This window comes from Exobacillus caeni, from assembly GCF_005747095.1.
GTDB lineage: Bacteria > Bacillota > Bacilli > Bacillales > Guptibacillaceae > Exobacillus > Exobacillus caeni.
The window spans coordinates 151,421-176,224 of record NZ_SWLG01000005.1 but is presented as its reverse complement, the minus strand read 5'-3'; the positions used below and the strand labels follow the sequence as shown (position 1 = coordinate 176,224).

The 24,804-nt window shown below is 39.4% G+C and carries 25 protein-coding genes and 1 other annotated feature; of the genes, 17 read left to right on the top strand and 8 right to left on the bottom strand.

Annotation, left to right across the window (positions count from 1 at the left end; translation table 11 throughout):
• The first annotated feature begins 238 nt into the window (after positions 1-238).
• The 5 genes from FCL54_RS08365 (at position 239) to FCL54_RS23915 (ending at position 3,252) form a co-directional block, all read left to right on the top strand.
• Positions 239-1,168, top strand: coding sequence for an NAD-dependent epimerase/dehydratase family protein (locus FCL54_RS08365; protein ID WP_171016745.1), 930 nt, complete (start codon positions 239-241; stop codon positions 1,166-1,168).
• A 91-nt stretch (positions 1,169-1,259) separates the two neighbouring features.
• Complete coding sequence (locus FCL54_RS08360; RefSeq protein WP_138125271.1) at positions 1,260-2,207, top strand: BMP family ABC transporter substrate-binding protein; 948 nt, start codon at positions 1,260-1,262, stop codon at positions 2,205-2,207.
• Positions 2,208-2,224: 17 nt separating this feature from the next.
• Complete coding sequence (locus FCL54_RS08355) at positions 2,225-2,779, top strand: DinB family protein (protein WP_138125269.1); 555 nt, start codon at positions 2,225-2,227, stop codon at positions 2,777-2,779.
• Between the two features lie 119 nt (positions 2,780-2,898).
• Positions 2,899-3,084 (top strand): ComZ family protein, encoded by a 186-nt coding sequence (locus tag FCL54_RS08350; RefSeq protein ID WP_138125267.1) that lies wholly within the window; start codon positions 2,899-2,901, stop codon positions 3,082-3,084.
• Positions 3,085-3,102: 18 nt separating this feature from the next.
• The gene (locus FCL54_RS23915) at positions 3,103-3,252 is read left to right on the top strand and encodes a hypothetical protein (RefSeq protein ID WP_171016744.1); all 150 of its coding nucleotides are present in this window, start codon (positions 3,103-3,105) and stop codon (positions 3,250-3,252) included.
• Positions 3,253-3,337: 85 nt separating this feature from the next.
• Here the strand turns inward: FCL54_RS23915 and FCL54_RS08345 are convergent, their stop codons facing one another.
• Positions 3,338-3,697, bottom strand: coding sequence for a YppG family protein (locus FCL54_RS08345; RefSeq protein WP_138125265.1), 360 nt, complete (start codon positions 3,695-3,697; stop codon positions 3,338-3,340).
• 185 nt (positions 3,698-3,882) lie between these two features.
• Here FCL54_RS08345 and FCL54_RS08340 point away from each other — a divergent pair, with 185 nt between their 5' ends.
• The 3 genes from FCL54_RS08340 (at position 3,883) to FCL54_RS08330 (ending at position 7,173) form a co-directional block, all read left to right on the top strand.
• Positions 3,883-4,818 (top strand): beta-ketoacyl-ACP synthase III, encoded by a 936-nt coding sequence (locus tag FCL54_RS08340; protein ID WP_138125263.1) that lies wholly within the window; start codon positions 3,883-3,885, stop codon positions 4,816-4,818.
• A 37-nt stretch (positions 4,819-4,855) separates the two neighbouring features.
• Positions 4,856-6,097, top strand: a complete 1,242-nt coding sequence (gene fabF, locus FCL54_RS08335; RefSeq protein WP_138125600.1) for a beta-ketoacyl-ACP synthase II — start codon at positions 4,856-4,858, stop codon at positions 6,095-6,097.
• A gap of 329 nt (positions 6,098-6,426) precedes the next feature.
• Positions 6,427-7,173 carry a YjbA family protein gene (locus FCL54_RS08330; protein ID WP_138125261.1) on the top strand — a complete coding sequence of 249 codons (747 nt, stop codon included), beginning with the start codon at positions 6,427-6,429 and terminating at the stop codon, positions 7,171-7,173.
• A 51-nt stretch (positions 7,174-7,224) separates the two neighbouring features.
• Here the strand turns inward: FCL54_RS08330 and trpS are convergent, their stop codons facing one another.
• Positions 7,225-8,214 carry a tryptophan--tRNA ligase gene (trpS, locus tag FCL54_RS08325; RefSeq protein ID WP_138125259.1) on the bottom strand — a complete coding sequence of 330 codons (990 nt, stop codon included), beginning with the start codon at positions 8,212-8,214 and terminating at the stop codon, positions 7,225-7,227.
• A gap of 60 nt (positions 8,215-8,274) precedes the next feature.
• Positions 8,275-8,507, bottom strand: a binding site (T-box leader).
• Positions 8,508-8,559: 52 nt separating this feature from the next.
• The gene (locus FCL54_RS08320) at positions 8,560-8,922 is read right to left on the bottom strand and encodes a DUF3899 domain-containing protein (RefSeq protein ID WP_138125257.1); all 363 of its coding nucleotides are present in this window, start codon (positions 8,920-8,922) and stop codon (positions 8,560-8,562) included.
• A gap of 472 nt (positions 8,923-9,394) precedes the next feature.
• Here FCL54_RS08320 and FCL54_RS08315 point away from each other — a divergent pair, with 472 nt between their 5' ends.
• The 5 genes from FCL54_RS08315 (at position 9,395) to FCL54_RS08295 (ending at position 15,243) form a co-directional block, all read left to right on the top strand.
• Entirely contained in the window at positions 9,395-11,095 is a 1,701-nt protein-coding gene (locus tag FCL54_RS08315) for a peptide ABC transporter substrate-binding protein (RefSeq protein ID WP_138125255.1), read from the top strand.
• Positions 11,096-11,284: 189 nt separating this feature from the next.
• A complete protein-coding gene (opp3b, locus tag FCL54_RS08310; protein WP_138125253.1) occupies positions 11,285-12,211 on the top strand; it encodes an oligopeptide ABC transporter permease in 927 nt (308 codons plus the stop codon).
• Between the two features lie 2 nt (positions 12,212-12,213).
• The gene (gene opp3C / locus FCL54_RS08305) at positions 12,214-13,239 is read left to right on the top strand and encodes an oligopeptide ABC transporter permease (RefSeq protein ID WP_425467115.1); all 1,026 of its coding nucleotides are present in this window, start codon (positions 12,214-12,216) and stop codon (positions 13,237-13,239) included.
• Between the two features lie 11 nt (positions 13,240-13,250).
• Complete coding sequence (locus tag FCL54_RS08300) at positions 13,251-14,321, top strand: ABC transporter ATP-binding protein (protein WP_138125251.1); 1,071 nt, start codon at positions 13,251-13,253, stop codon at positions 14,319-14,321.
• Positions 14,314-15,243, top strand: a complete 930-nt coding sequence (locus FCL54_RS08295) for an ABC transporter ATP-binding protein (RefSeq protein WP_138125249.1) — start codon at positions 14,314-14,316, stop codon at positions 15,241-15,243. Before FCL54_RS08300 ends, FCL54_RS08295 begins: the two co-directional genes overlap by 8 nt.
• Positions 15,244-15,312: 69 nt before the next feature.
• Here FCL54_RS08295 and FCL54_RS23910 read toward each other — a convergent pair whose 3' ends face one another.
• Both FCL54_RS23910 and FCL54_RS08290 read right to left on the bottom strand, forming a co-directional pair.
• Positions 15,313-15,486, bottom strand: a complete 174-nt coding sequence (locus FCL54_RS23910) for a hypothetical protein (protein WP_171016743.1) — start codon at positions 15,484-15,486, stop codon at positions 15,313-15,315.
• A gap of 235 nt (positions 15,487-15,721) precedes the next feature.
• Positions 15,722-16,258: an HD domain-containing protein gene (locus FCL54_RS08290; protein ID WP_138125248.1), complete on the bottom strand. Its 537-nt coding sequence runs from the start codon at positions 16,256-16,258 to the stop codon at positions 15,722-15,724.
• 237 nt (positions 16,259-16,495) lie between these two features.
• On the opposite strand from FCL54_RS08290, the gene FCL54_RS08285 reads away from it, so the two are divergent.
• The 3 genes from FCL54_RS08285 to FCL54_RS24575 all read left to right on the top strand — a co-directional run bounded on the left by FCL54_RS08285 (position 16,496) and on the right by FCL54_RS24575 (position 18,839).
• Entirely contained in the window at positions 16,496-17,707 is a 1,212-nt protein-coding gene (locus FCL54_RS08285; RefSeq protein WP_246055178.1) for a putative glycoside hydrolase, read from the top strand.
• 381 nt (positions 17,708-18,088) lie between these two features.
• Complete coding sequence (locus tag FCL54_RS08280) at positions 18,089-18,664, top strand: GNAT family N-acetyltransferase (RefSeq protein ID WP_138125246.1); 576 nt, start codon at positions 18,089-18,091, stop codon at positions 18,662-18,664.
• 46 nt (positions 18,665-18,710) lie between these two features.
• Positions 18,711-18,839: a hypothetical protein gene (locus FCL54_RS24575; RefSeq protein ID WP_281281356.1), complete on the top strand. Its 129-nt coding sequence runs from the start codon at positions 18,711-18,713 to the stop codon at positions 18,837-18,839.
• A gap of 52 nt (positions 18,840-18,891) precedes the next feature.
• Here the strand turns inward: FCL54_RS24575 and FCL54_RS08275 are convergent, their stop codons facing one another.
• Together FCL54_RS08275 and FCL54_RS08270 are read right to left on the bottom strand one after the other, a co-directional pair.
• The gene (locus FCL54_RS08275) at positions 18,892-21,945 is read right to left on the bottom strand and encodes an efflux RND transporter permease subunit (RefSeq protein WP_138125244.1); all 3,054 of its coding nucleotides are present in this window, start codon (positions 21,943-21,945) and stop codon (positions 18,892-18,894) included.
• A 7-nt stretch (positions 21,946-21,952) separates the two neighbouring features.
• Complete coding sequence (locus FCL54_RS08270; RefSeq protein ID WP_138125242.1) at positions 21,953-23,155, bottom strand: efflux RND transporter periplasmic adaptor subunit; 1,203 nt, start codon at positions 23,153-23,155, stop codon at positions 21,953-21,955.
• Positions 23,156-23,440: 285 nt separating this feature from the next.
• On the opposite strand from FCL54_RS08270, the gene spxA reads away from it, so the two are divergent.
• On the top strand, positions 23,441-23,836 hold the full coding sequence (gene spxA, locus FCL54_RS08265) for a transcriptional regulator SpxA (protein WP_138125239.1): 396 nt from the start codon (positions 23,441-23,443) through the stop codon (positions 23,834-23,836).
• A gap of 44 nt (positions 23,837-23,880) precedes the next feature.
• Here the strand turns inward: spxA and FCL54_RS08260 are convergent, their stop codons facing one another.
• Positions 23,881-24,525: a TerC family protein gene (locus tag FCL54_RS08260; RefSeq protein ID WP_425467118.1), complete on the bottom strand. Its 645-nt coding sequence runs from the start codon at positions 24,523-24,525 to the stop codon at positions 23,881-23,883.
• Positions 24,526-24,804 lie beyond the last annotated feature (279 nt).

Genomic DNA, 24,804 nt, shown 5'->3' with positions numbered 1-24,804 from the left:
CTTTGTTGCTTTGAAAGCTTTTCAATGAGAGGAACTGAGACGTAACGGATGGATGACCGCTAAGGAAAGCGAACTGCCCGGAGTGGAAATCAATGCTGTAATTGCGTCGCAGTATATCGCTTTTGTGTAAAAACAATAATCTTATAGTAAAGAGTCTTGCATAAAGTACTCACCAAATCTAATTAGCAGGCGAGATTGCTGCAAAAGAGTTGCATTTTTTTGGCGAGGAGGAAACAAAGTGGAGAAAGCGGTTGTTACAGGAGCATTGGGATTTATAGGATTTCATCTTACAGATAAGCTATTGAATGAAGGTGTTTCTGTTATAGGGATCGATAATCTGGCCGATCCCAAAAGAACTGAGATCCAGGAAGAAAAGCTGATGCATTTACTAAGAAACAGTAATTTTGATTTTAAAAACAGTAATATTTCCTCTTCGGAATTTCAAAACTTTATTGATGATAATACAGTCGTATACCATCTGGCGAGCCCTATCATGCCTTTTACAAAGTTACCACGGATTGCCAAAGCGATCGAAGACAGTATTTCAGAAACGAAAGCAATCGTAAATGTCCTTCAAAAAAAGCCAGTACCGCTTATATATACATCCTCCATGCAAGTTTATGGTAAGCGCTACGGAACCATTTCAGAAAAAACACCTGTCAATCCACTTTCTGATGAAGGCAGGCTAAAAGGAGCTGAAGAAGCATATCTACTAAAACGATGCTCTGAAATTCACATTCCTTTAATTATCATAAGGCTTCCTTCTGTATACGGGCCGTGGCAAAGAGAGGATATGGCTTATCACAGGTTGCTCACTATCAAAGATAAAAGGCACCTGGAAAAAGTTGAGGATGCTTTTACGGCTGATATTATATATGTCGACGATGTCGTTGACGCTTTCATAAATGCATCAAAAATTTCTGTGAAGAAGGAAATAATTAATCTTACCAGTGGAAAAGAAGGAGAATGGCATAAAGGGAAAGAATGGATTACAGGAGAGAGAATAAATCTCCGCGAAGATCCATTTTTTAATGTGAGGATTTCAACAGACCATGCTTCAAAGATACTTGGCTTCAAGCCTTCTGTTGCCATTGAACAGGGAGTGGAAAAGCAAAAGGCGCACATTGAAAAAATGATGAAGACAGTTCCGTCTTTATATTCAGTCTAAAAATTTTTATCCTTTTTTTGGTGAATTCAGGTAAAATAGGTAGGGTTATAAATTAGTAAAATTGATACTAACGAAAAGGAGCGTGGCGGAAGTGAAAAGACTTCTACACCTGCTTATTATAGCCCTGCTTTTCCTGAATGGCTGCAGTGAAACTGCCGCTACCAAAAAATTGGAAAATGTCGGGTTGTTATTTCCGGCTACGATTAATGATCAAGTCTGGAATACTAAAGGTTATAAAGGGTTGCTAAAAATACAGTCAACCATGAATGTAAAAGGCTTTTATAAGGAAAATATCAAGACGGAAGAGGAAACGAAAGCAGCATTAGAGGAACTTAGGGATAACGGAGTGAATTTAGTGTTTGGCCATGGAAACATATACTCCGACTTGTTTCAAAAGGTCAAAGGTGATTTTCCAGATATGCATTTTGTCAGCTTTAACGGTGAGGTAAAAGGAGACAATATGACTGGAATCCATTTTAAAGCAGAATCAATGGGCTTTTTTGGCGGTATGGTAGCTTCTGAAATGACGTCTACAAAAAAAGTAGCTGTAATCGCTGCTTATCCGTGGCAGCCGGAAATTGAAGGTTTTGAAAAAGGAGTCCATTACAAACATCCTGAAGTACAGGTCGAAACAGTATACATAAACGATTGGGAAGACAAAGAAAAAGCTCTTTCGCATACCAGGCAACTGATTGCAAGCGGAGCAGACATTTTCTATCCTGCCGGTGATGGTTTTAATATACCTGTGATAGAAGAAGTTAAGCGAAATGGGCTGTATGCCATCGGTTTTGTATCGGACCAATCAGATTTAGGAAAAGAGACGGTCTTGACGAGCACCGTTCAGAATGTCGTTAACCTGTATGAGCTGATTGCAGAGCAATATAATAGAGGCGAATTAAAAGAAGGAAATTTATACTTTGATTTTAAGGATGGAATACTTTCTATGGGCACATTCAGCCCGGTAGTTCCAGCATCCATAAAACAAGAAGTGGAAAATGAGATTTCTTCCTACATAAAAACAGGAAAACTGCCAAATTGAGAAAGGGGAATGGAATAATGGAGGAAAGAACGTTAGGAAATTATGATATACATGATGCTGCACACTTGCTAAAGGGCCTTAAAGAAACCAGAGAAAAGCTGCTTGAAGTAATATCAGATATTGACACCGATGACCTTCATTATAAGCATTCTGGTCTTCCTTCTATAGGAGGATATTTGCTCCATATTGCCCAGATCGAATTATGGTGGGCAAAAACCGTTTTGTTGGAACAAAACTTAAGTGAATCAGATAAAGAACATTTCTTTTTTAATGAAGATCAAAAAATAACGGCACCAGAAGATAAAGAATTGTCATGGTTCCAGGCCAGACTGGCTGAAGCAAGAGCATTAACGAGGGGTTATTATAATCAATTGTCCGATGTTGACTTTAGGAACCCGACTAAACGAGCTATTCTTGAGGGGAAGGAAGTTTTTTGTTCACCTGAATGGGTCATTTATCATTTGATAGACCATGAAAGTTATCATCGGGGCCAAATTGGCATGTTACTGAAATTGATTGCTGGAAAAAGAGAAAAGTGGGATCATTTTAATACACCATATCTTTCATTATAATAATAGATGCAGGAATGAAAAGGCTGTTGCAACTGCAAAATTGTTTTAAATTATTTAAAAAAGGAAATATGTTGCAGCAAGGTTAAAAATCATAGTGGAAAGGGTACAAGGTGATAGATATGAATCCAGAAAACAATATGAAATTTATGCAAATTGCAATGCAGTACTTGCCGCAGGCGAAAGAAATTCTTGGAGAAAACGATGTGGAGGTTGACCTGGAAAAATTACAGCCTCTTCTTGAACTTTTTATGAATGCAATGAATGATGCGTATGAACTTGGAAGAGAGGAAGCAGGCGGCGAATAGAAAGGAGGAACATAAAAATTGAAGTGGAAACGATTTTGGATGTGGTTCGTTCCTTCGGCAGCTATTGTAGTCGGCCTGTTGATAGGAAGCTTCAGTTTGATAATCCTTGCTTCTATATTGCTGTTTATTAGTATTATCAGTTATTTTGTTATGGGAAGAAATAAATAAAAAGACGGCGCCACATGCAGCGCCGTCTTTTTGTGATTTAACAGGAAGTTTGCTATCAGGCTTAAATTAGAGAACTATCACCAGATCACACTTTAAACAAAGAAAGTAGAGAACCCATTTGTTTTACCATCGGGGAAATTTGATTAACCGTACCTGCCATCTTATTTGCGGTGTTTAGCATTTTGTCAAAATCAAATTTTCCATCTTCCTTTGTAAAATAGCTCATCAATGGTGATTGCGGAGGAGTTTGGGGATAATTGAAAGGTTTATAAGGCTGATTAAATTGCCCGAAAGATTGGCTGTATGGGAAAGGTGCTTGTAGTGGAGCTGGATAATACATGGGAAATGGCTGGACAGGCCCCTGAGTTTGCCATGGATTTGGAGTGAAAAAAGGATTATACCCATTAAGAAGACCACTATTATAACCATAGAAAGGATATGGCATCTTATCCCTCCTTTTTTCGAATTTAATAGTTGTTTTATTATATGAATGTTTTAGTTTAGTGTGTTTTTCTTCTTTGAACCCGGTCTGATTTTAGTTTTAGAAAGTAGACAAAAAACATAAAATAAATTAAAATTGGTACCAGATACTAATAATTGATAGTAAAAACTTACAAAGGGGCAATTTACATGAATGCAGGGATAATCGGGCTTGGAAGGTATGTTCCTGAAAAAGTCTTAACTAATTTTGATTTAGAAAAAATAGTGGATACTTCTGATGAGTGGATTCGAACAAGGACCGGTATCGAAGAACGAAGAATAGCGGATGATGATATGGATACCTCCGATTTGGCATATGAAGCAGCGAAACGTGCTTTAGAAGACGCGAATGTTGCTCCTCAGGATATCGATCTTATCCTTGTCGCTACTGTTACAGGAGATTATGGCTTTCCGTCGGTTGCCTGTTTAATCCAGGATAAGCTTGGTGCTACAAATGCTGCGGCGATGGATTTAAGTGCTGCATGCGCGGGATTTATGTACGGAATGATAACCGCAGATCAATATATTAAAAACCATACTTACAAAAACATTCTTATTGTTGGAGTTGAAAAACTTTCAAAAATTACAAACTGGGAAGACCGAAATACAGCAGTATTATTTGGAGATGGTGCAGGAGCATGTGTGATGGCACCAGTGTCCGAGGGGAATGGAATACTTTCCTTTGAGCTTGGATCTAATGGTGCTGGAGCAAAACATCTATATCAAGATGGGCCACATCTCGTGATGAACGGAAGAGAAGTATTTAAATTTGCAGTTCGCCAGATGGGGGAATCTGCTTTAAACGTAATTGAAAAGGCTGGTTTAACGAAAGAGGATGTTGACTATCTTGTGCCACATCAGGCAAACATTAGAATTATGGAAGCTTCCAGACAGCGGTTAGAGCTTCCGGAAGAAAAAATGGCTAAAACCGTACAAAAATATGGAAATACATCATCTTCTACTATACCGATTGCTCTTGGTGAAGCTGTTGATGAAGGGAAAGTGAAAGATGGCGACATAGTTGTTCTTGTAGGTTTTGGCGGCGGGCTCACCTGGGGAGCAGTTGCATTGAAAATGGGCAAATAAAATTTGATCGAATGGATAAAAGGAGAGTTGTGTGGCTATGCAAGAAAGACGTGTTGTGATAACTGGACTCGGTGCTGTAACACCACTGGGAAACAATGTACAGGATACCTGGCAAAATATATTAAACGGTGAATCAGGTATCGGGCCTTTGACAAGAGTAGATCCCGATATGTTTACTGTTAGTGTGGCGGCTGAAGCAAATCAGTTCGACCCTTCAGAATTCATCGACCGAAAAGAAGTAAGGAAAATGGATCGTTTCACTCAATTTGCAGTAGCTGGAGCGCAAATGGCTGTCGCAGATGCAAAATTAGAAATCACTGATGAAAACGCTGATCGGGTTGGCGTATGGATTGGCTCTGGCATCGGCGGTATGGGAACATATGAAGAGCAGTTTCGGAAGTTTTTAGATAAAGGTGCACGCAGGGTGAGCCCGTTCTTTGTTCCGATGATGATTCCAGATATGGCATCGGGTCAAGTATCGATAATGCTTGGAGCAAAGGGGATCAACTCCTGTACTGTAACCGCATGTGCATCTGGAACTAATTCGATAGGAGATGCATTTAAGGTTATTCAGCGAGGAGATGCTGATGTGATGATAACCGGCGGTTCAGAAGCTCCGATTACAAATATGGCAGTAGCAGGCTTTAATTCTATGACTGCGTTATCCGGGAATCCTGATCCTGCAACAGCCAGCAGACCGTTCGATGCAAACCGTGACGGCTTCGTTATGGGAGAAGGTGCAGGGATACTCGTAATAGAATCATTGGAATCTGCAAAAAAACGTGGAGCGAAAATTTATGCAGAGATAGTTGGTTATGGATCAACTGGCGATGCTTATCATATTACCCAGCCTGCACCTGAAGGAGAAGGCGGAGCCCGTGCTATGAAAATGGCAGTAGAGGATGCTGGCTTAAGTCCTGAAGATATCGGCTATGTAAATGCACATGGTACAAGTACTCCATATAATGATAAATTCGAAACGGCAGCTGTTAAGGCAGTCTTTGGTGAACATGCTTATAAATTAGCGATGAGTTCAACTAAATCTATGACAGGGCATTTGCTGGGCGCTGCAGGTGCAGTAGAATCCATATTCTGTACACTGGTGTTAAGCCAGGGGATTTTACCTCCAACAACCAATTATCAAACTCCAGACCCGGATTGTGACCTGGACTATGTGCCGAATGAAGCCCGGGAAGCGAAAGTAAATGCCGTACTAAATAACTCGTTAGGATTTGGCGGACACAATGCATCCCTGGTATTTAAAAGATATGAAGACTAAAAAGAGCTCCCTTAAGCAATATGCTTAAGGGAGCTCTTTTAACGTGTGTTTCTCTGGGATTTGGATTTGTAGTTGTAGTTGTAGTTTAACTATCAAACACCTCAGTTGATTGTATGCTGGAAGCTGAAGTGTTGCCGCGGAAAGCAACTGCCCGGAGTGAAACTCAATGTGATCACAGTTAGCGTTATTCTGCCAAAACACTCTCTTTCTGAAAACGGCATGAAAACAAGGAATATTTTTTTCTTACAAGAATATAGGAACCTTGGAATAATTTGTCTAACCTCTGACTATACTGTTTTTACAAACAGTTGAGAAGTGAGGGGTATCAAATGTTATATTTGCGTGATGTATGGGTGAATTGGTTTGAGGGTGAAGAAAACGGATATAACGTTTGTGATTTTCATGAATGGAGAAAAGACGATTTCATTGAACTTTTAGATCAGGTTCCGGTTCTTAAAGTAACCTCAGCGCTATTTCATTATATTGAGAATGACCTGGCAGAGCTTCCAGAAAGCCTCCTGCAGGAGATTTATCAGAAAAGCTACATCAGGAAAAACAACGAACGCTCCCCGCTGGACCATTGCTTTCTGGCTACTGATGGAAATGGAGTCATTGTGGTTGATACCCTTGGCTACAGAATTCCGATCCGAAAAAGCAGAGTCATTCCAAGACAGGAAAAAGCAGTCTTTGAAATGATAGAAGACCTAACTGCGAACGAATATGTCTTTGATAACATCTCCGACAATAGAGAATATCACATTTTATCTCCTGAACCAAAAGTGATGAGAGGTTTAACCAGGAAAGAAAGGCAATTGAAACAACTGTTGTTTATGGCGCTCGATCAGCTCTATACGAGTGGAAGTGTAGAAGAAATCCGATACTGGTATACAGAATGCCAGCCTAAAATGTACATGTCGATTCAAACTATGGAGTTAGAAGAAGCATGGAAAGGCCTTTATAAAGAAGTTGAAAACGGCTGGTCGATGAAACATGAGCAAATTTGTGAAAGTATTATAAAGGGACAACCTTATTTCGAGAAAATATGGGAACTTGAACAGGGGACCCATGTTAACTAGAAAATAATTAAGAAAAGCAGAGCATTCAAAGGCTCTGCTTTTTCATATGCTTTATCTTTTCTTTCTCTCAAGCCCCATCGCCCGTTCTGCTTTAAATAACATCTTCTGGGCAACGCGATTCGCTTTGTTTGCACCTTCATCTAAAATTTCATCAAGTTTGTCAGATTCGATTAACTCGTCATATTTTTTTCTGATCGGCATCAACGTATCTACCACCACACTGGCTACGCCTTCTTTGAACTCGCCATATCCTTTTCCTTTATACAACTCCTCAATTTCGTCAAGCGACTTACCGGAACATAATGAATAAATCGTCATCAAATTAGAGATTGCAGGTTTCTCTTCCTTATTATAATAGACAGAATTGTCAGAATCCGTCACAGCTCTTTTTATTTTCTTGATGATTGTATTTTCATCATCGAGCATGGAGATATAGGCATTTTTATTTGGATCAGATTTGCTCATTTTTTTTAAAGGATCCTGCAATGACATGATTCTTGCTCCCACTTTAGGTATCCGTGGTTCAGGGATTGTGAAGATATCATTATATTTATTATTAAATCGTTCAGCTAAATCCCTGGTAAGCTCAATATGTTGCTTTTGGTCTTCGCCAACAGGAACCATATCGGTACTATAAAGTAAAATATCAGCGGCCATCAAAGGAGGATATGTTAGCAGGCCGGCACTGACTCCTTCTTTTCCATTTGATTTGTCTTTAAACTGTGTCATACGTTCAAGTTCTCCAATATATGCGATACATTGAAGCATCCATCCAAGCTGAGCATGTGCTGGTACTTCGGACTGGATAAACAAAGTGGACTTTTCAGGATCTATACCTGAAGCAAGATAAAGTGCTGCAAGGTTCTTCGTATTTTTCTTTAGTTCCGCTTTTTCTTGTGGAACTGTGATAGCATGCTGGTTTACGACACAGAAATAGCAGTCATGTTCATTTTGAAGTTCGGCAAAATGTTTCATAGCTCCCAAATAGTTTCCCAGCGTTAAAGTTCCGCTCGGTTGTATGCCTGAAAAAATTGTAGACATAAAAAATCTCTCCTTTATGTTAATTTAGACAAAATAAAAAAGCCATCCATCCCATTTATCTATAGGGACGAATGACCGCGGTGCCACCCTAATTATCTTGCATACGCAAGATCTCTCTTCCCGTACCAGGGTACGGAGTCTTTGATAACGCTAAGACTGGCGCCAGAACCTACTGCAATGTTCAGCCTGGATGCTCAAAAGTCCATTCCATTATGAGTTGCTGCCCGTTTTCAGCAAACACGGGCTCTCTGAGAACAACAACATAATGTACTAATCTTTTTCATCACATAACACTGGTTTATTTGTAAAAGTAGTATACAAAAAGCCAAAAGGAAAGGCAACTAATCAAATCATTGAAAAGCCAATAAAAATAGAAATCAGAAACAATGCTCCCCCTGCAATGATCATTGCATAAGTAAAAGGAAACGTATAATCAACAAAGTATGGGATCTCCTGTTCGTCGTCTTCGATCATTTTTCGTTTCTGTGTGCTTTTAATAAATCGCCTAAAGCTGTAAACTATTCCGTTGAAGAAACCAGTCTGCAATACATAAAAAATGCCGCCGATCATCAACAGGGCCAGACTGACAAGGAATACATTATTCACATAGTTCAATATCGAAAACCCTCCAAAGAAGAGCGTTAATCCAAAAGATATCAACAGAGATCCTGCTACTGTTACAAGGATTTTACCAAATAAATTTTTCATTTGTGCCTCCAGAGCCAAAAATATTCCATTCTAGTATATAAGAAGTTGTCTTAACGTACAATAAGATTTGTCGAAGTGATGCTTCAATAGGTTTGTAAAGAGGATTTACATATCCTTTATTTTTCAGAAAGTTGTGTATCTATTAAAAGATGTATAGGCTATACAATGTGTATTGAAGAATGACTGAAAAAGAAATTATAGGTATTTGTTTTCATGCAAAAGAATGCAATTTTTAAAAAACAGTTTCAAAAACACTAAAATAACACTAGGTCTTAGTACCTATTTTTTGTTACGAAACCGTAATGAACACGCGGTTTTTGTAAATTTTGATAAAAAAATCTTATGCAAAATAGTTAGAAAACTTGTATAATACGAATTGTGGATAGCAATTCACATCTGTTTTGGATGTGTAAAGCTTTTTTTGAAAGGTAGCTTTATATGGGCTGCAAAATTAAAGGGAGGTCATCACAACATGAGGAAGACTAAATGGACAGTATTTCTTTCGTTAATCCTTGTCCTGAGCATTTTCCTTTCTGCATGCGGAGGCGGCGGAAACAACAATGCTGGTGAGGGCGGCAACGAAGGCGGAAACGCTGAAGGCGGCGAAGGAAAAAGTGAACAAGTACTTAACCTGCTTGAGTCTGCAGAGATTCCATCAATGGATACGACTCAAGCGACTGACGCAACATCTTTTAATGCGATGAACCAGATTTTCGAAGGACTTTATCGTCTTGATGAGAACAACAAACCGGTTCTTGGTATGGCTGCAGATGAGCCGAAAGAAGAAGAAAAAGACGGAGAAACAGTATATACATTCACAATCCGCGATGATGCAAATTGGTCTGACGGTACTCCGGTAACGGCAAACGATTTCATCTTTGCATGGAAGAAAGCAATGAATCCTGATTCTTTATCTCAATATGCTTCTATGTTTGGTACCGCAGGCATCAAAAACGCTAACGCGATCATCACTGAAGGAGATCCGTTATACGGAAAAGTCGATGAACTTGGCGTTAAAGCAGTAGATGATAAAACACTAGAAATTACAGTTACACAAAAAGTACCTTATTTCAAATCATTGCTAACTTTTGCTACATTCTATCCACAACCAAAAGATTTTGTTGAAAAGCAGGGTGACAAGTATGCGCTTGAAACTGACACTATGCTTTACAACGGACCATTCGTAATGTCTGAGTGGAACCACGGTGACGGTTGGACATTCGAGAAAAACCCTGAATATTGGGATAACGAAACTGTAAGCCTTGAAAAAGTAACTTACAAAATCGTAAAAGACGTTGCTACTGGTGTTAACCTTTATGAAACTGGAAAAGTTGACCGTGCTGGATTGAGTGCAGACTTTGTTGACCAGTATAAAGGCAACGAAGATTTCGTTACACGTCTTGAACCAACAATGTTCTTCTTACGTCTGAATCAGAAGAACGAAGCGTTAGCTAACACAAATATCCGTAAAGCACTTTACCTTGCTTACGATAGAGAAGGTCTAGTTAATGTACTACTTAACAATGGTTCTGTTGCAGCAAAATACTTCGTACCAAAAGAATTCGCATTTGGCCCTAACGGAAAAGACTTCCGTGAATTCGCTCCAGATGGTTTCTTAGCGGACAAGGGAGCAGAGGAAGCAAAAGCAGCATGGGAAAAAGGTCTTCAAGAGATTGGAAAAGACAGTGTTGACCTAGAATTCCTGACTACAGACACTGAACTTGCTTCTAAAATTGCAGAATATGCAAAAGAACAGTTCCAAACTAAACTTGAAGGTTTGAATGTAACGATCAACAAACAGCCTTGGAAACAATTCCTAGAGCTTGAAACTGCTGGTGACTTTGATATCTCTACTGGAGGCTGGGGTCCAGACTATCCAGATCCGATGACATTCTTGTACATGTTTGAAACAGGTGCAGATTACAACCGTATGAACTATACCAGCGAAAAATATGACAAGCTAGTTTCCGGAGCTAAAAAGGAAACTGACCTTGAAAAGCGCTGGAAAATGATGCAGGATGCTGAAAAAGTTCTTATCGAGGAAGATTTTGCGATCGTACCAACATACCAACGTGGTACTGCAAGCCTTATGAAGCCTTATGTTAAAAATTACTTCCTTCACCCGTTCGGTGCTGATACAAGCTTGAAATGGGTTAAGATTGAAGGTAAATAATCTTCTCTGAGTAACTTAAAAGCATTTCAGGAGAGTATATGTCATCCTGGCATATACTCTCTTTTTACCTGTATTAACAATTGTCAAAAAAGTGTGTATTTCCGTTATTCACAGAAAAAAAACACTTGATATCGACAAGTTTTCGACAGATAATAAAAAAGCAGGTATTTTTTGAGGAGGTTGGTTGTAGTGGGACGTTATATTGGCGGAAGGGTAGTATCAATGCTAGTTACCTTCCTTATTATCGCTTCATTGACGTTTTTCTTAATGAAATTGCTTCCTGGTACTCCGTTTAACAACCAGGAAAAAATGTCAGAATCACAAATTCAACAAATGAATGAAAAGTACGGATTGAACGATCCGGTACCGGTTCAATATGTAACATACATGACGAACTTGTTTAAAGGCGACCTTGGAGTTTCATTCCAGCAGGACGGGCGTTCAGTAACAACGATCATTGGGGAAAGAATTGGGCCATCTGCATATCTTGGTTTTCAATCTCTTTTAATTGGTACCATTTTCGGGTTGTTGCTTGGTATAATTGCGGCTTTAAAACATAATACTTTTCTGGATTATGGTTCTATGATAATCGCAGTATTAGGTATTTCCATTCCTTCATTCGTCATTGCTGGTATGATGCAATACTGGGTTGGTGTTAAGTGGGGAATGCTGCCGGTTGCATACTGGGAAGGATTTGAATACACGATTATGCCGACAATTGCGATTGCTGCTGCTGTAACAGCAACGATTGCAAGGTTCATGAGAACAGAAATGCTTGAAGTATTAGGTCAAGACTATATCACTACAGCGAAAGCAAAAGGATTAACAAGTACTGCAGTTGTTATTAAACACACTATTCGAAACGCTTCCATTCCAATTATTACGATCATGGGACCGATGGTAGTAGCTTTGATGACGGGTACACTCGTAATTGAGCAAATCTTCGTTATCCCGGGACTCGGTGAAAAATTCGTATCGTCTATCATGACAAACGATTTCCCGATCATCATGGGAACAACCTTATTCTTTAGTATTCTATTTATAGTAGTTATCCTCGTAGTAGATGTGTTGTACGGAATTGTAGATCCAAGAATTCGTTTAGCGGGAGGGAAATAAAGATGAGCATGAGACAAGAGCAACTGCCAGATTTAACAGACGACATGTTCCAGCCCGCCGACATCGATTCATCTAAAAACGAAGAGATCGCTGGAGAGAGTACAGGCTTTTGGAAAGACGCGTGGAGAAGACTTCGTAAAAACCTTGGTGCGATCATTGGAATAGTTATTATCGTAGTATTATCTTTACTTGCGATCTTCGGGCCAATGATGAATGAATATAGCTATCATGAACAGGACCTGATGCGTGCAAAACTGCCAGCTAAGGTACCGGGCTTAGAGAACGTTGGATTCCTCGGTTTGAATGGAGTCGATATTCGCGGTGTTGACCAGTATGAAGCAAAGGGAGTAGACGAATACTTCTGGTTTGGTACCGACGAGTTTGGCCGTGATCAATGGACACGTGTGTGGCAGGGAACAAGGATATCTCTGTTTATCGCACTTGCAGCAGCATTTATTGATTTTGTGATCGGTGTAGCATATGGTGGAATTTCTGCTTTTTATGGCGGCCGTGTTGATAATATATTACAACGTATCATTGAGGTATTAGTAGGTATACCTAACCTTATCCTTATCATTTTGTTTATCTTGATCTTTGAGCCAGGGATACTCTCAATCATTTTGGCTCTGGCAGTAACCGGATGGATAGGAATGGCCCGTATCGTTCGTGGGCAGGTTCTGAAGTTGAAGAACCAGGAATTCGTTCTAGCATCAAGAACGCTTGGTGCTTCTGATGGGCGTGTAATCGGAAGGCACTTGATTCCGAACGTATTGGGACAAATCATAATCACAACGATGTTTACCATTCCAAATGCTATCTTTTTTGAAGCTTTCTTGAGCTTTATCGGTTTAGGGATTCGACCGCCTGAAGCATCGTTAGGATCCATCATCAATAATGGATTTTCAAGTTTGCAAATTTATCCGCACTTAGTGTTATATCCGTCGATCGTAATCAGTTTATTGATGATTGCATTTAACCTTGTAGGTGACGGATTGCGCGATGCGTTTGATCCTAAGTTACGTAAATAGGGGGAGATAAAATGGAAAAAATTTTAGAAGTGAAGGATCTACATGTCTCCTTCGATACGTTTGGAGGAGAAGTAAAAGCCGTTCGCGGTGTAAACCTTCATCTTGAAAAAGGGGAAACCCTGGCGATTGTAGGGGAATCGGGTTCTGGTAAATCGGTAACTTCCAAGGCTATTATGGGGCTTATTCCGAATCCTCCTGGAAGAATTAAAGAGGGTGAAATTTTATTCGGCGGTAAGGATCTAGCTAAGATGTCCGAGAAAGAGCTTCAAAGCATTCGCGGATCTGAGATTTCAATGATTTTCCAGGATCCGATGACTTCCTTAAACCCGACGATGACAGTCGGAAAGCAGATAATGGAAGGGCTTATTAAGCACCAGCGATTGAGCAAGACAGAAGCAAAATCGCGTGCTATCGAGCTATTAAAACTAGTAGGAATTCCAAACCCGGATACTAGAGTGAGTCAATACCCTCACCAGTTCTCAGGTGGTATGCGCCAGCGTGTTGTCATTGCGATCGCACTTGCATGTAATCCAAGAATTTTAATCGCTGATGAGCCTACAACTGCACTTGACGTAACAATCCAGGCGCAAATTCTTGAATTGTTAAGAGACTTACAGGAAAAAATGGGAACGTCTATTATTTTTATCACGCATGATCTTGGTGTTGTAGCAAACATTGCGGATAGAGTAGCAGTTATGTACGCTGGCAAAATAGTAGAAACAGGAACAGTGGATGAGATTTTCTACAATCCACAGCATCCATATACATGGGGATTACTTGGATCAATGCCATCTCTGGATACAAGTGAAGAGGAATTGATTGCAATTCCCGGGTCACCACCGGATTTAACGGATCCTCCAAAAGGGGATGCATTCGCGCCTCGTAACCCGTATGCGATGAAAATCGATACGGAATTAGAGCCGCCATTATTTAAAATTTCAGATACTCATTATGCGGCAACATGGCTGCTTCACGAAAAAGCGCCAAAAGTAGAGCCACCTGAAGCGATCAAGAAGCGCATGAAAGGAATGGCATCCTCAAAGCCGACAATGGTGACGAAAGATGGTGAGCGTAATGGCTAATGAGAAATTACTTGAAATAAAGAATTTAAAACAGCACTTTAAAGTTGGCAAATCTGTTGTTAAAGCGGTTGATGGCTTAACATTTGATATTTATAAGGGAGAAACTTTCGGTCTTGTTGGAGAGTCGGGCTGTGGAAAATCAACAACCGGACGTACCATTATCCGCCTGTACGATGCAACAGACGGCGAAGTTATCTTTGATGGAGAAAATGTTCACGGCAAGAAGAATGCCAAAGAGTTAAAAAAGTTTAACCGTAAAATGCAAATGATATTCCAGGATCCATACGCTTCTTTAAATCCGCGTATGACAGTGGCTGATATTATCGCTGAAGGAATCGATATTCATGGCCTGGCTAAAAATAAGGAAGAAAGAATGGCTCGTGTTCATGAATTGTTAGAAACGGTAGGACTTAACAAAGAACACGCAAACCGTTATCCGCACGAATTTAGTGGAGGCCAACGTCAGCGTATAGGTATTGCACGGGCACTTGCAGTTGATCCCGAATTCATTATTGCCGATGAGCCTATTTCAGCTCTTGACGTGTCTATTCAGGCACAGGTCGTAAACTTGATGAAAAAGCTTCAAAGGGAAAAAGGGTTAACTTATCTTTTTATCGCCCATGACCTTTCTATGGTTAAGTACATCAGTGACAGAATCGGTGTTATGTATCAGGGTGAAATCGTGGAATTAGCAGATAGTGATGAGTTATATGCTGATCCGTTACATCCATATACACAATCATTATTGTCAGCGATTCCTCTTCCAGATCCTGAATATGAGCGTTCAAGAACACGTAAATTATACGACTCGGAAGATTATGCACCGAAAAGCGGTGAAAAGCGTGTTCTTAGAGAAGTCAAAAAAGGGCACTGGGTCGCATGTACCGAAGAAGAATACGAACAATTTATGGCCACTGTTTAATATGAAAAAACGATCTTTTTAGATCGTTTTTTTATTATCTATTGATAGGTCAATTCAACTTGTTTCTCCCTACCCGTTTTTTCGTTTGTGCTTTTGATACTGGTGAAGGATAAACAAAACAATTGTTTGAATAAGCAAATAAGATAGTAATATAGAAGGAATTTCGAGTATAGAATAATCCAGTAGAATAGCGATAACAAGTAAAGCCGAAGAAATTCCTGCCATGAATTGAAGATGTGCCATATATAATCTCCTCAGAAAAATGTTTTTAAATAACTTATGTTTTCTCATGTTGAAAATACAGAGGGATAAATCATAACTTGGAGTTTGACGTTAACGTATTCATCTTTTTCTTTATCAATATAACAGGCAGAACAACCTTCGTCGACTGATTATGGAAATATCGAAAATTTGACATAATGTTTGGGAAAATAAAAATGACTTGGCACCTGGCCAAGTTCATCTTGAAAGCGTGCTGTTATACGCTTTGTTTTAAGGTGGTACTTTCGTATTCTGCTTCTATTTTTTTATCGAGTTTTGCGATGAGCTTTGCTGCTTTTTCTGCAGAAATTTTTTTATAGTGATGTTTACCCCCAGGTTCTTCATCAGCTTCATCAGCCAGTGCAACAACCTTTTGAAGAGGAGTCAGTTGCAGGTTTCCTCCGGGTATAAATGAATCGGTATGGAATAGAATAGCAAGAGCAATTTCTTTAGCGTTTTCCCTGTCCTCTCCTAATTTAATGAGGAGTTTATGAGCCCTCTCAGATCCTTTTATTGCATGGATATCGTTCTTCTTATAGAGTTCAAAGTCCCATTCACCGTTCCTGTACCAGGTGTAATGCCCAATATCATGCAAAAAGGCTGCTTTTACAGCTAGATCGACATCCACATTGTATTGTTTTGCCAGGCGAAAGGCATGAAATGCGGTAGAAATAGCATGATGGAGCCCGGAGCGCGAGATATACTTCCTCGTATATGAATTGGCAAAAAGATCGCCAAGTGATACTTTTCTCATACCAGCACCTCCTTGGAATTATATTTATTCCATTTTTGTGATGATTTTAAACCGTATATTAGAAGGACTTTTTAAATATATTGTTTAACAATATAACATGTGAGGAATATCAAATCAATAGTGAAAATTGCGCTTGTAAAGATTGGAGGGGTTGGATAATTTGTCTATTAATCTCCTTTAAAAAAGAATTTATTGGAAGTATAATAGAATAAGCATATAAAAAGGAGAGAGGAAATAGTGCGCCAAAAAGGAAAGAAGTTAACATCAGTTCTGATCGCATCACTGGCTACCCTTTTGTTGGCACCGGCAGTCTTTGCCGAAGAGGAAGCAAAAGCTTCGTCATTGCATAGTGAAGTGGCATTATCGGAGCACAATTTAGAAGTACCAGAATTTATGCCAAGGTTTGTTTATGATTCGGGATTTAATTTTGATTATCCCGATGCAGTTAGAGGTATTTATCTAACAGGCCATTCAGCAGGGGGAGCTAAATTTGACAAGCTGGTAAACCTTGTGAAAAACACTGAATTGAATGCGATGGTAATCGATATAAAAGATGATTATGGTAATCTTACATATGTTCCTGAAAAAGATTCCCCGATTGCTAAACTCGATATCGGAATGCCGTTTATTAAGGAACCGAAGAGTGTATTGAAAACACTTGAAAAGAACGAAATTTATCCGATTGCGAGAATCGTTGTATTTAAAGATACAGTCCTGGCTAAAAAACGCCCTGAACTTTCTTATAAAGACGGTGGGCAAGTTTGGACAAACGGACGGGGAGACGCCTTTGTAAATCCTTTCTTGAAAGAAGTTTGGGACTACAATGTACAAATTGCAATCGAAGCGGCGAAGATGGGCTTCAAAGAAATTCAATTTGACTATGTTCGTTTTCCAGAAGGATTTGAAAAAAGAGATGATGAGCTGACATATTCTATGGGTGAATATAAGGATCTGAAAATGGACAATGTTCAAAAACGTGTGAAGGCAGTTACTGATTTTGTTGCATACGCAGAAGAGAAGCTCCAGATGTATGATGTTGATGTTTCCGTTGATATTTTTGGTTACACTGCAACTTTGCCTGAAGCGCCTGGCATCGGCCAAAACTTTACGAAAATTTCAGAGCATGTCGATGTAATCTCTTCAATGATTTATCCAAGTCACTGGGGCTCGTACTTTGGCATCGCTAAACCAGATCTTGAACCGTATCGCCTCATTACAGAATATGCGAAAGTAGAAGGCAAAAAGTTAGCTGCAATGAGCGATCCTCCGACTTCTCGTCCTTGGATTCAGGATTTCACAGCTTCCTATCTTGGTTCGGGAAATTATCAGGTCTACGGGAAAAGGCAAGTTGAGGAACAGGTAAGAGCGTTAAAAGAAAACGGCATAAATGAATTTTTGCTGTGGAATGCTGGAAACAGATATACGCCAAATGTAAACTACACTCCATAAATGGGAAACCACCTTCTTATTAAGCAGAAGGTGGTTTCTTCTCATTTTCTCCGTTTCACAGGATGCCAACTGTTTTGACTTTTTTTCGTTTCGTTAAGTAGTGAGGATAGTGTCCTTCTTCCAAATACTTTTTGTCCAATAAAAGTGCCTATAATACCTAGAAAAGCTGTCAAACCAATAATAAGCAACCCAAATAGCAAAAAATCCGTTAGAAAGGAAGCCATAGTTACACCATCCTTAACTGTTGTTATGTTTATTGTAATGAATGTTTAAAGAAAATAGAAGTGGGGAAAAGTAATATTTGGCATGGGCTAATCGCCATCTGCAGAATTTTCTTAATATGTTATAATAAAAATGTAAATAAATAAAAGGAGTAGATCAATGAACTGGTACGAAAAGCTAAAGCAATATTTTCCAATCGAAGAAATGAAATCTAAAGAACACATGGAACTACTACTTGAAGAAAAAGGAGACGTCTATCATAAGGATGAAGGTCCAAATCATGTATTGATGTACGTGGAGCTGCCTGACTTTGTCTTTGTAGATTATATTTTCGTTTCCAACAAAGCTAGAGGCCAGGGAATTGGAAGAAAGTTGATCGAAAAATTAAAAAGCAAGAATAAGCCGGTTATCTTGGAAGTGGAACCTGTCGATTACGAGGATACAGACACTGAAAAAAGACAGCGTTTTTATAAGCGCGAAGGATTCCATCATGCAAAGTCCATCGGATATCGCCGCCGTTCACTAGCTACCAATGAAGTTAATGAAATGGAGATCCTTTACTGGGCCCCAAATGATATGAGTGAAGAAGAAGTGTTTGAAGCGATGAAACATACGTATGAGGAATTTCATACGTACAAAGACAAAGAGCTATACGGTAAATCGTATTTGCCAGTGGATGATGTTCTTGTTCTTGAAAGTGAAAAGAAAGAGGACAAAGAACCTGTAGAAGAGTAAGTACTTTTCAGCTATGGAAGTTCTTTAAAAAAGAGGTGTCTTTCAAATGAAGAATCGTGACAAAAAGCGCAAGAAGAAACGTGAACTGCTGAAAGACTTGTTGAAAAAGAACTTGAAAAATTGGAAATCAAAATCCGGAAAAGAACCTGCATCAAATGCAAAAACTTCAGCATAGAAAAAAAGGAAAGCCCAGTGGAGGCTTTCCTTTTTTGCATAAATAAGACGAATTATCCAGAAATCTGTTCTTTTTTCCTCTCTTTTCTCCTGTCGAAAAGATAATAAATGACGGGAATAAAAATTAGGGTAATAAATGTTGCAAATGTGAGTCCGAAGACAATGACGATCGCCATCGGCTGTTGGATTTCCGTACCCTCTCCAAAGCCGAATGAGAGGGGGATCAACCCAAGGATCGTCGTTAATGCAGTCATTAAGATCGGACGCAATCGGGTTGGTCCAGCCAGCAATATCGCATCCCTTGTTTCCATACCACTCTTTTTTAGATGATTTATATAGTCGACGAGTACAATTGCATTATTGACTACTATTCCTGTTAATATCAGCATACCAACAAGGGAACCTACTCCAAGAGGCTGGAAGGTGACAAGAAGTCCAACAATAATGCCAATGACAGTTAAAGGAACAGAAAACATGATGATAAACGGATAGAAGAAAGATTCAAACTGTGCAGCCATCACCATATACACTAAAACGATCGCTAATGCTAAAGCGCCGGACAATTTGAAGAAGGCATCGTTCATCTGTTCATTCTGTCCACCAAACGTAATTTTATATCCCTGGGGAAGACTAATTTTATTCTTTATATCAGAGCGAATATCTTCGATTACATTTCCAAGATCCCTATTCAGAATAGAAGCGGAAACTTCCACCTGCCGGAGTCGGTCTTTCCGAGTGATTTCACTTGGGCCCTGGCCCCTTTTTATATCAGCAACCGATTCAAGAGGTATTTTTTCACCAGTTGGGGCTTGGATTAGAATTTGACCGAGTGCATCGACTGACCGTGAATACTTTTCCTCAACCTTTAAATGAATATCAATTCTTTCTCCATCTCTTGAAAGCTGGCTAGAAACCGTTCCTCTTGTTGCCTGGCCAATCACCGAGGCAATTTGCGCAGTACCGATTCCATAGTTAGAAGCTTTTTCTCGATTTACAAGAATCTCTACTTCTGGATTATTAGTATCAAGGCTTGAAGTAGGTTCCCGTACACCTTTCACATCAGAAATAATACCGATAACTTCCTCAGATAAATTTTTTAGAACCGGTAAATCAGAACCGATGATATTGATGACCACAGGATCTTCCGAAAAGCCTGAGTCACTTGCGGAAACTGATATATCTGCATTTGGAATGGACTTAAGTTGTTTTCGAATATTTTCGGCAACCTCTAAGTCTGATTTTGAACGTTCGTCAATAGGTACAAGCAAAATGCTATACGTTGCCCTGTTTGTTTGAGTACCGGCAGCAACAGTAAAGTTATCTGTGCCTCCAACGGTCAAGTAAGATAATTTAACCTCGGGAACCTTGTCTATAACTTTATTGATATCTTCTGACATTTTATAAGTTGCATCCAGTGAACTGCCTGGCGGGAGCTTTGCAGTGATATTAACAAAACTCTGATCCTGTGCAGGCAAAAACTCTGTTCCGATGAAAGGTATTCCTGCAAGTGAGATAACCAGCAAGGCAACCGTTCCAATCGCCGTCTTTTTAGGAGAACGCAATGCTCTATCCAGCCATTTTCCGTAAAATTCGTTTAAACTTTCGAACTTTAGCTGAAACAAAGATTTTTTTGCATTCCCTTTCATAAATTGGGAAGATAATAAAGGAACAATGATCAGTGCTGTAAATAGAGAAGCAAGCAATGAAAATGTTACAGCTAGCGCGAGAGGCTTAAATAACTGTGCTGCAAGACCCTGTACAAATATGATCGGAAGAAAAACTACCACTGTAGTCAACGTTGAGGCAATGATCGCACCACCTACTTCACTCGTCCCTTTCACGGCAGCTTCTTTAAGAGGAAGCCCTTCCTGCCTCAGGCGAAAGATGTTTTCGAGAATAACGATGGAATTGTCCACCATCATTCCTACACCGAGTGCCAGCCCTCCTAACGTAAGCAGGTTCAACGTTTGGCCGCTAAAATACATTAAAATAAAAGCAGTTACAATCGAAATGGGAATAGACAATCCAACAATCAATGTAGATCTAATATTCCTTAAAAAGAGATATAAAATAAGTGCTGCGAGAAGGCTTCCGATTATCATATTCCAAACTACAGCACGAATAGATTGATTAATAAATTTCGCTTGATCAAAAATAACACTAACTTTTGAACTTTCTGGAAGTTGTTTTTCGAGTTCAGCAAGTTTTTTATTAATATCATGGACAACCTTTACTGTATTAGCACCTGATTGTTTTTGAATAGAAAATCCGATGCTTGGTTCTCCGTTTAAATAACTTAGTTGCGAAGATTCTTTCGTTGTTTCTTTGATTTGGACAAGATCATCAAGTCTATACACTCCCTGTTCTGTAGGAACAGGAAGGGATTTGATATCTTCTATCGATTTAAATTCGCCAACAACCCTGGTAGGGAGATTTTTGTTTTTATCTTCGATCGAGCCTGTTGGCAGATTGAAGTTTTCAGTGCCTATGATTTGATCCAACTGTGACAAAGTGATGCCAAACTGGCTCAGGTAATCAGGATCGGCAGTCAAAAGGATTTCCTTTTCCGCTTTTCCTTCAATCGTGACAGCCGCCACGCCAGGAACAGAATCAAGTGCTGGTTTGATCTGGTTTTCAACGATGTTTTTTATTTCAAAAAGGTTCTCGCTGTCACTTGTAACTCCCATTTGCATGACTGGAATATCACTTGGATTAAAGCGAAGAACCTTGGGGGCAGGCACTTCTTTAGGCAAAGCGCTCCGTACGGCGTCAATCTTTTCCCTCATCTTTAACGCGGAAAAATCCATATCGGTGCCCCATTTAAAAGAAACTAAAACAAGTGCGCCACCGTTTCTGGATATGGAAGAAACACTTTCAACGTTTGGAAGTGTTCCCATGACATTTTCGATAGGGGAAGAGAGGAGTTTCTCTACTTCCTCCGGGCCAGCTCCTTCATAGTTCACCGTTACTGCTGCAACGGGAAACGTTAAATCCGGGAAGAGGTCAACCGGTAAGTTCCTTAATGATACTGAGCCGATTATTAACAAGAAAATAATTACCATCGACATGGCAATCGGCCTAAAAACGGATAGCTTAGCGATGTTCATGCTGTAATCACTCTTTCACTGAAATTTTCGCATTATCGGATAGGCGGTCTTTACCCTGGGTAACTACCTGGTCGTTCAGACTTAACCCGCTCGTTACCTGTATATCTGCACCACTATGCACTCCGGTTTCAATTTTTTTCTTAACTGCAGTTCCATTCTCGTTTACAAACACAAAAGCCTGCTCGTCCTCGTATAGAACAGATTCTTCTGGCACAATCTTTGCGTTGTTGATCGTATCGATAGATACAATGCCATTGGCCTTCATGCCTCCCTTGATCTTAAGTTCCTTATTTTCAACTGGAATTTCGATCAAGTAGGTGCTTGTTTGTTGTGTGGTTGTAGGAGGCACACTTGTGATTTTACTTTTGTATATTGCGTCCATTCCGCCAAAACTTATTTCAATTTCCATGCCTTCATTGATCTTCGAGATTTCAAAACTATTTACTTGAAATGCAGCAACTACCGGGTCCATCTGTACAACCATTCCTAGAGGGGAACCAGGAACAGCGGTTCCGTTCTCTTCGACATTCATCTGGGAGATTGTCCCGCTTATAGGGGCTACGACAGTAGTTGCCTTAAGCGATTCCCGTGCTTGTTTTAGTTTTAGCTTAGATTCAGCAAGTTGATTTTCCAGTTGAATGACACTAGAAGATCCGACCTGTGGCATTTTCGATGCTGCTTGAGAAAGTTGGGCCTGCTTAATCGCTAGTTCAAGGCTTTGTTTTAATACATCGAGTGATTCAAGCTCTTCGGTTTTTATATTGGAGAGCATTCCTTGTGAATTTTCAAGAGATTGGTCCAGGTCTGCTTGAAGGGCTTTTAACTGTTCCGCATTCTTTTTTGAAGCGTCCATTGCTTTTTTTGTGTCCGCAACAGCTGATTCCAGCTGATTAACCGCTTTTTCCATTTGGATAACGTTTTCCTTTGCGAGCTGGTTGTCCAATACGATGAGAACATCGCCTTTATTGACTTTATCGCCGACTGAAACATTTACTTGCTTAACCTCAAGGGGATTCGGAGCCATTAGAGGAATAGCGACACTTGGCATAGCTTGTCCGGCTAATTCAAGGTAATCATTTATATTTTTTGAATGCACTTTAACCGTTTTCACAGGTATAGCTTGTTGGGAAGTATCTTTCGTCGTAATTTCTTTCGTTGAACAGCCGTATAGAAGAAAAGCAACCATTAACACGATGACTATCTTTTTCATTCTTTCACCTCATATTTATTCTTTCACATTCGAAAAGTATCATGTAGCACAAAAAAAGAAGAATTCGTTAAACTTTTTCAAAAAAGAGGTTTATCGGTAAGGAATGCGGGTATTTAAAATAAGGACTAGTTTATTGAAGTGGTGTATCACTATTGTATAACTTACATATAATTTTTGATATACCCTATCTATATTATAGGAATTGTAGTATAATATGGATTGTGAGATAAGAATTTTTCTAATTTAGACATAACAGTTTTATATAAATGAAAGGAGCCCTTCCTTATGGTAACGTTGTATACTTCTCCCAGCTGTACGTCTTGCCGAAAAGCAAAAGCATGGTTAGTTGAGCACGATATTCCATTTACAGAAAGAAATATCTTTTCTGAACCATTATCAATCGAAGAAGTAAAAGAGATTCTTAGAATGACAGAGGATGGAACAGATGAAATTATATCAACCCGTTCAAAGACTTTCCAGCAATTGAACTTAAATCTGGATACAATGTCTTTGCAGGATTTGTTCGAATTAATCAGTGAGCATCCTGGATTGCTTAGAAGACCGATCATTTTAGATGAAAAACGGTTGCAAGTAGGATATAACGAAGATGAAATTCGACGTTTCCTTCCTCGTAAAGTACGGACGTTCCAATTGCAGGAAGCTCAGCGTTTAGTAAACTAAAAAAACTTCTACAGAGGGTTCTCTGTAGAAGTTTTTAATTTTCTTTACGAATTTGCGTTGCTCGAACGTAACCGGTTCGTTGTCCAACCAGCAAGTATAACTCCTGTGATAATTGCAAACTGGATTCCGTTTTCAAGTGCTGGAAACTGGATTAATATAAGGGTCAATTCTTCTGCACTGGTGATCATTTTACCAGCCGTAAGGGAGAGGATCCCTGCACCTATGTAAATGAGAGCAGGAAACTGTTCCATCGCAAGAAGTATTAATTTACTTCCCCAAATAATGATCGGAACAGATATGAGCAAGCCTATAATGATAAGGGTTATATCCCCGTTGGCCGCACCGGCGATGGCAAGTACGTTATCAAGACCCATCACTAAGTCTGCCACAACAATGGTACGGATTGCTCCTAATAACGATCTTGATGCATGAATCGTTTCTGTTTCTTTTTCTTCCACCAGTAGGTTATAAGCGATCCAGATCAGAAGGAGTCCACCAAGGATCAGCAGATAGGGAAGCTGAAGCAAATGAACGGCAATCATAGTCAGAGAAACTCGAATAAAAACAGCTAACAGTGTTCCGAGGAAAATCGCTTTGTTTCGCTGGCGATCTGGCAATTTTCTACTGGCGAGAGCGATGACGATCGCATTATCTCCGCCAAGGACAAGGTCAATTCCAATAATAAGCATGACTGAAGTTAACCATTCTAGATCGAGCAAGTGAGAAATCTCCTTCCCATTCTTGATTAGCAAGTTAGTGTCATTGGGGTACATGCCCATAAGCCTGTATTATAAGTATGTTTGAGAACGATGAATATGAGATGATTTTAGGATAATATTTTGTTTTCTGCATAATGTTATGATAAACACCCATTTTAAAAATCAACGTTTTTTTATTTCCATTCTTGCGTGTTTTATCATAGAATGAAAGTACAAGATATAATGATTGAAACCATTTTATTTGGGGAA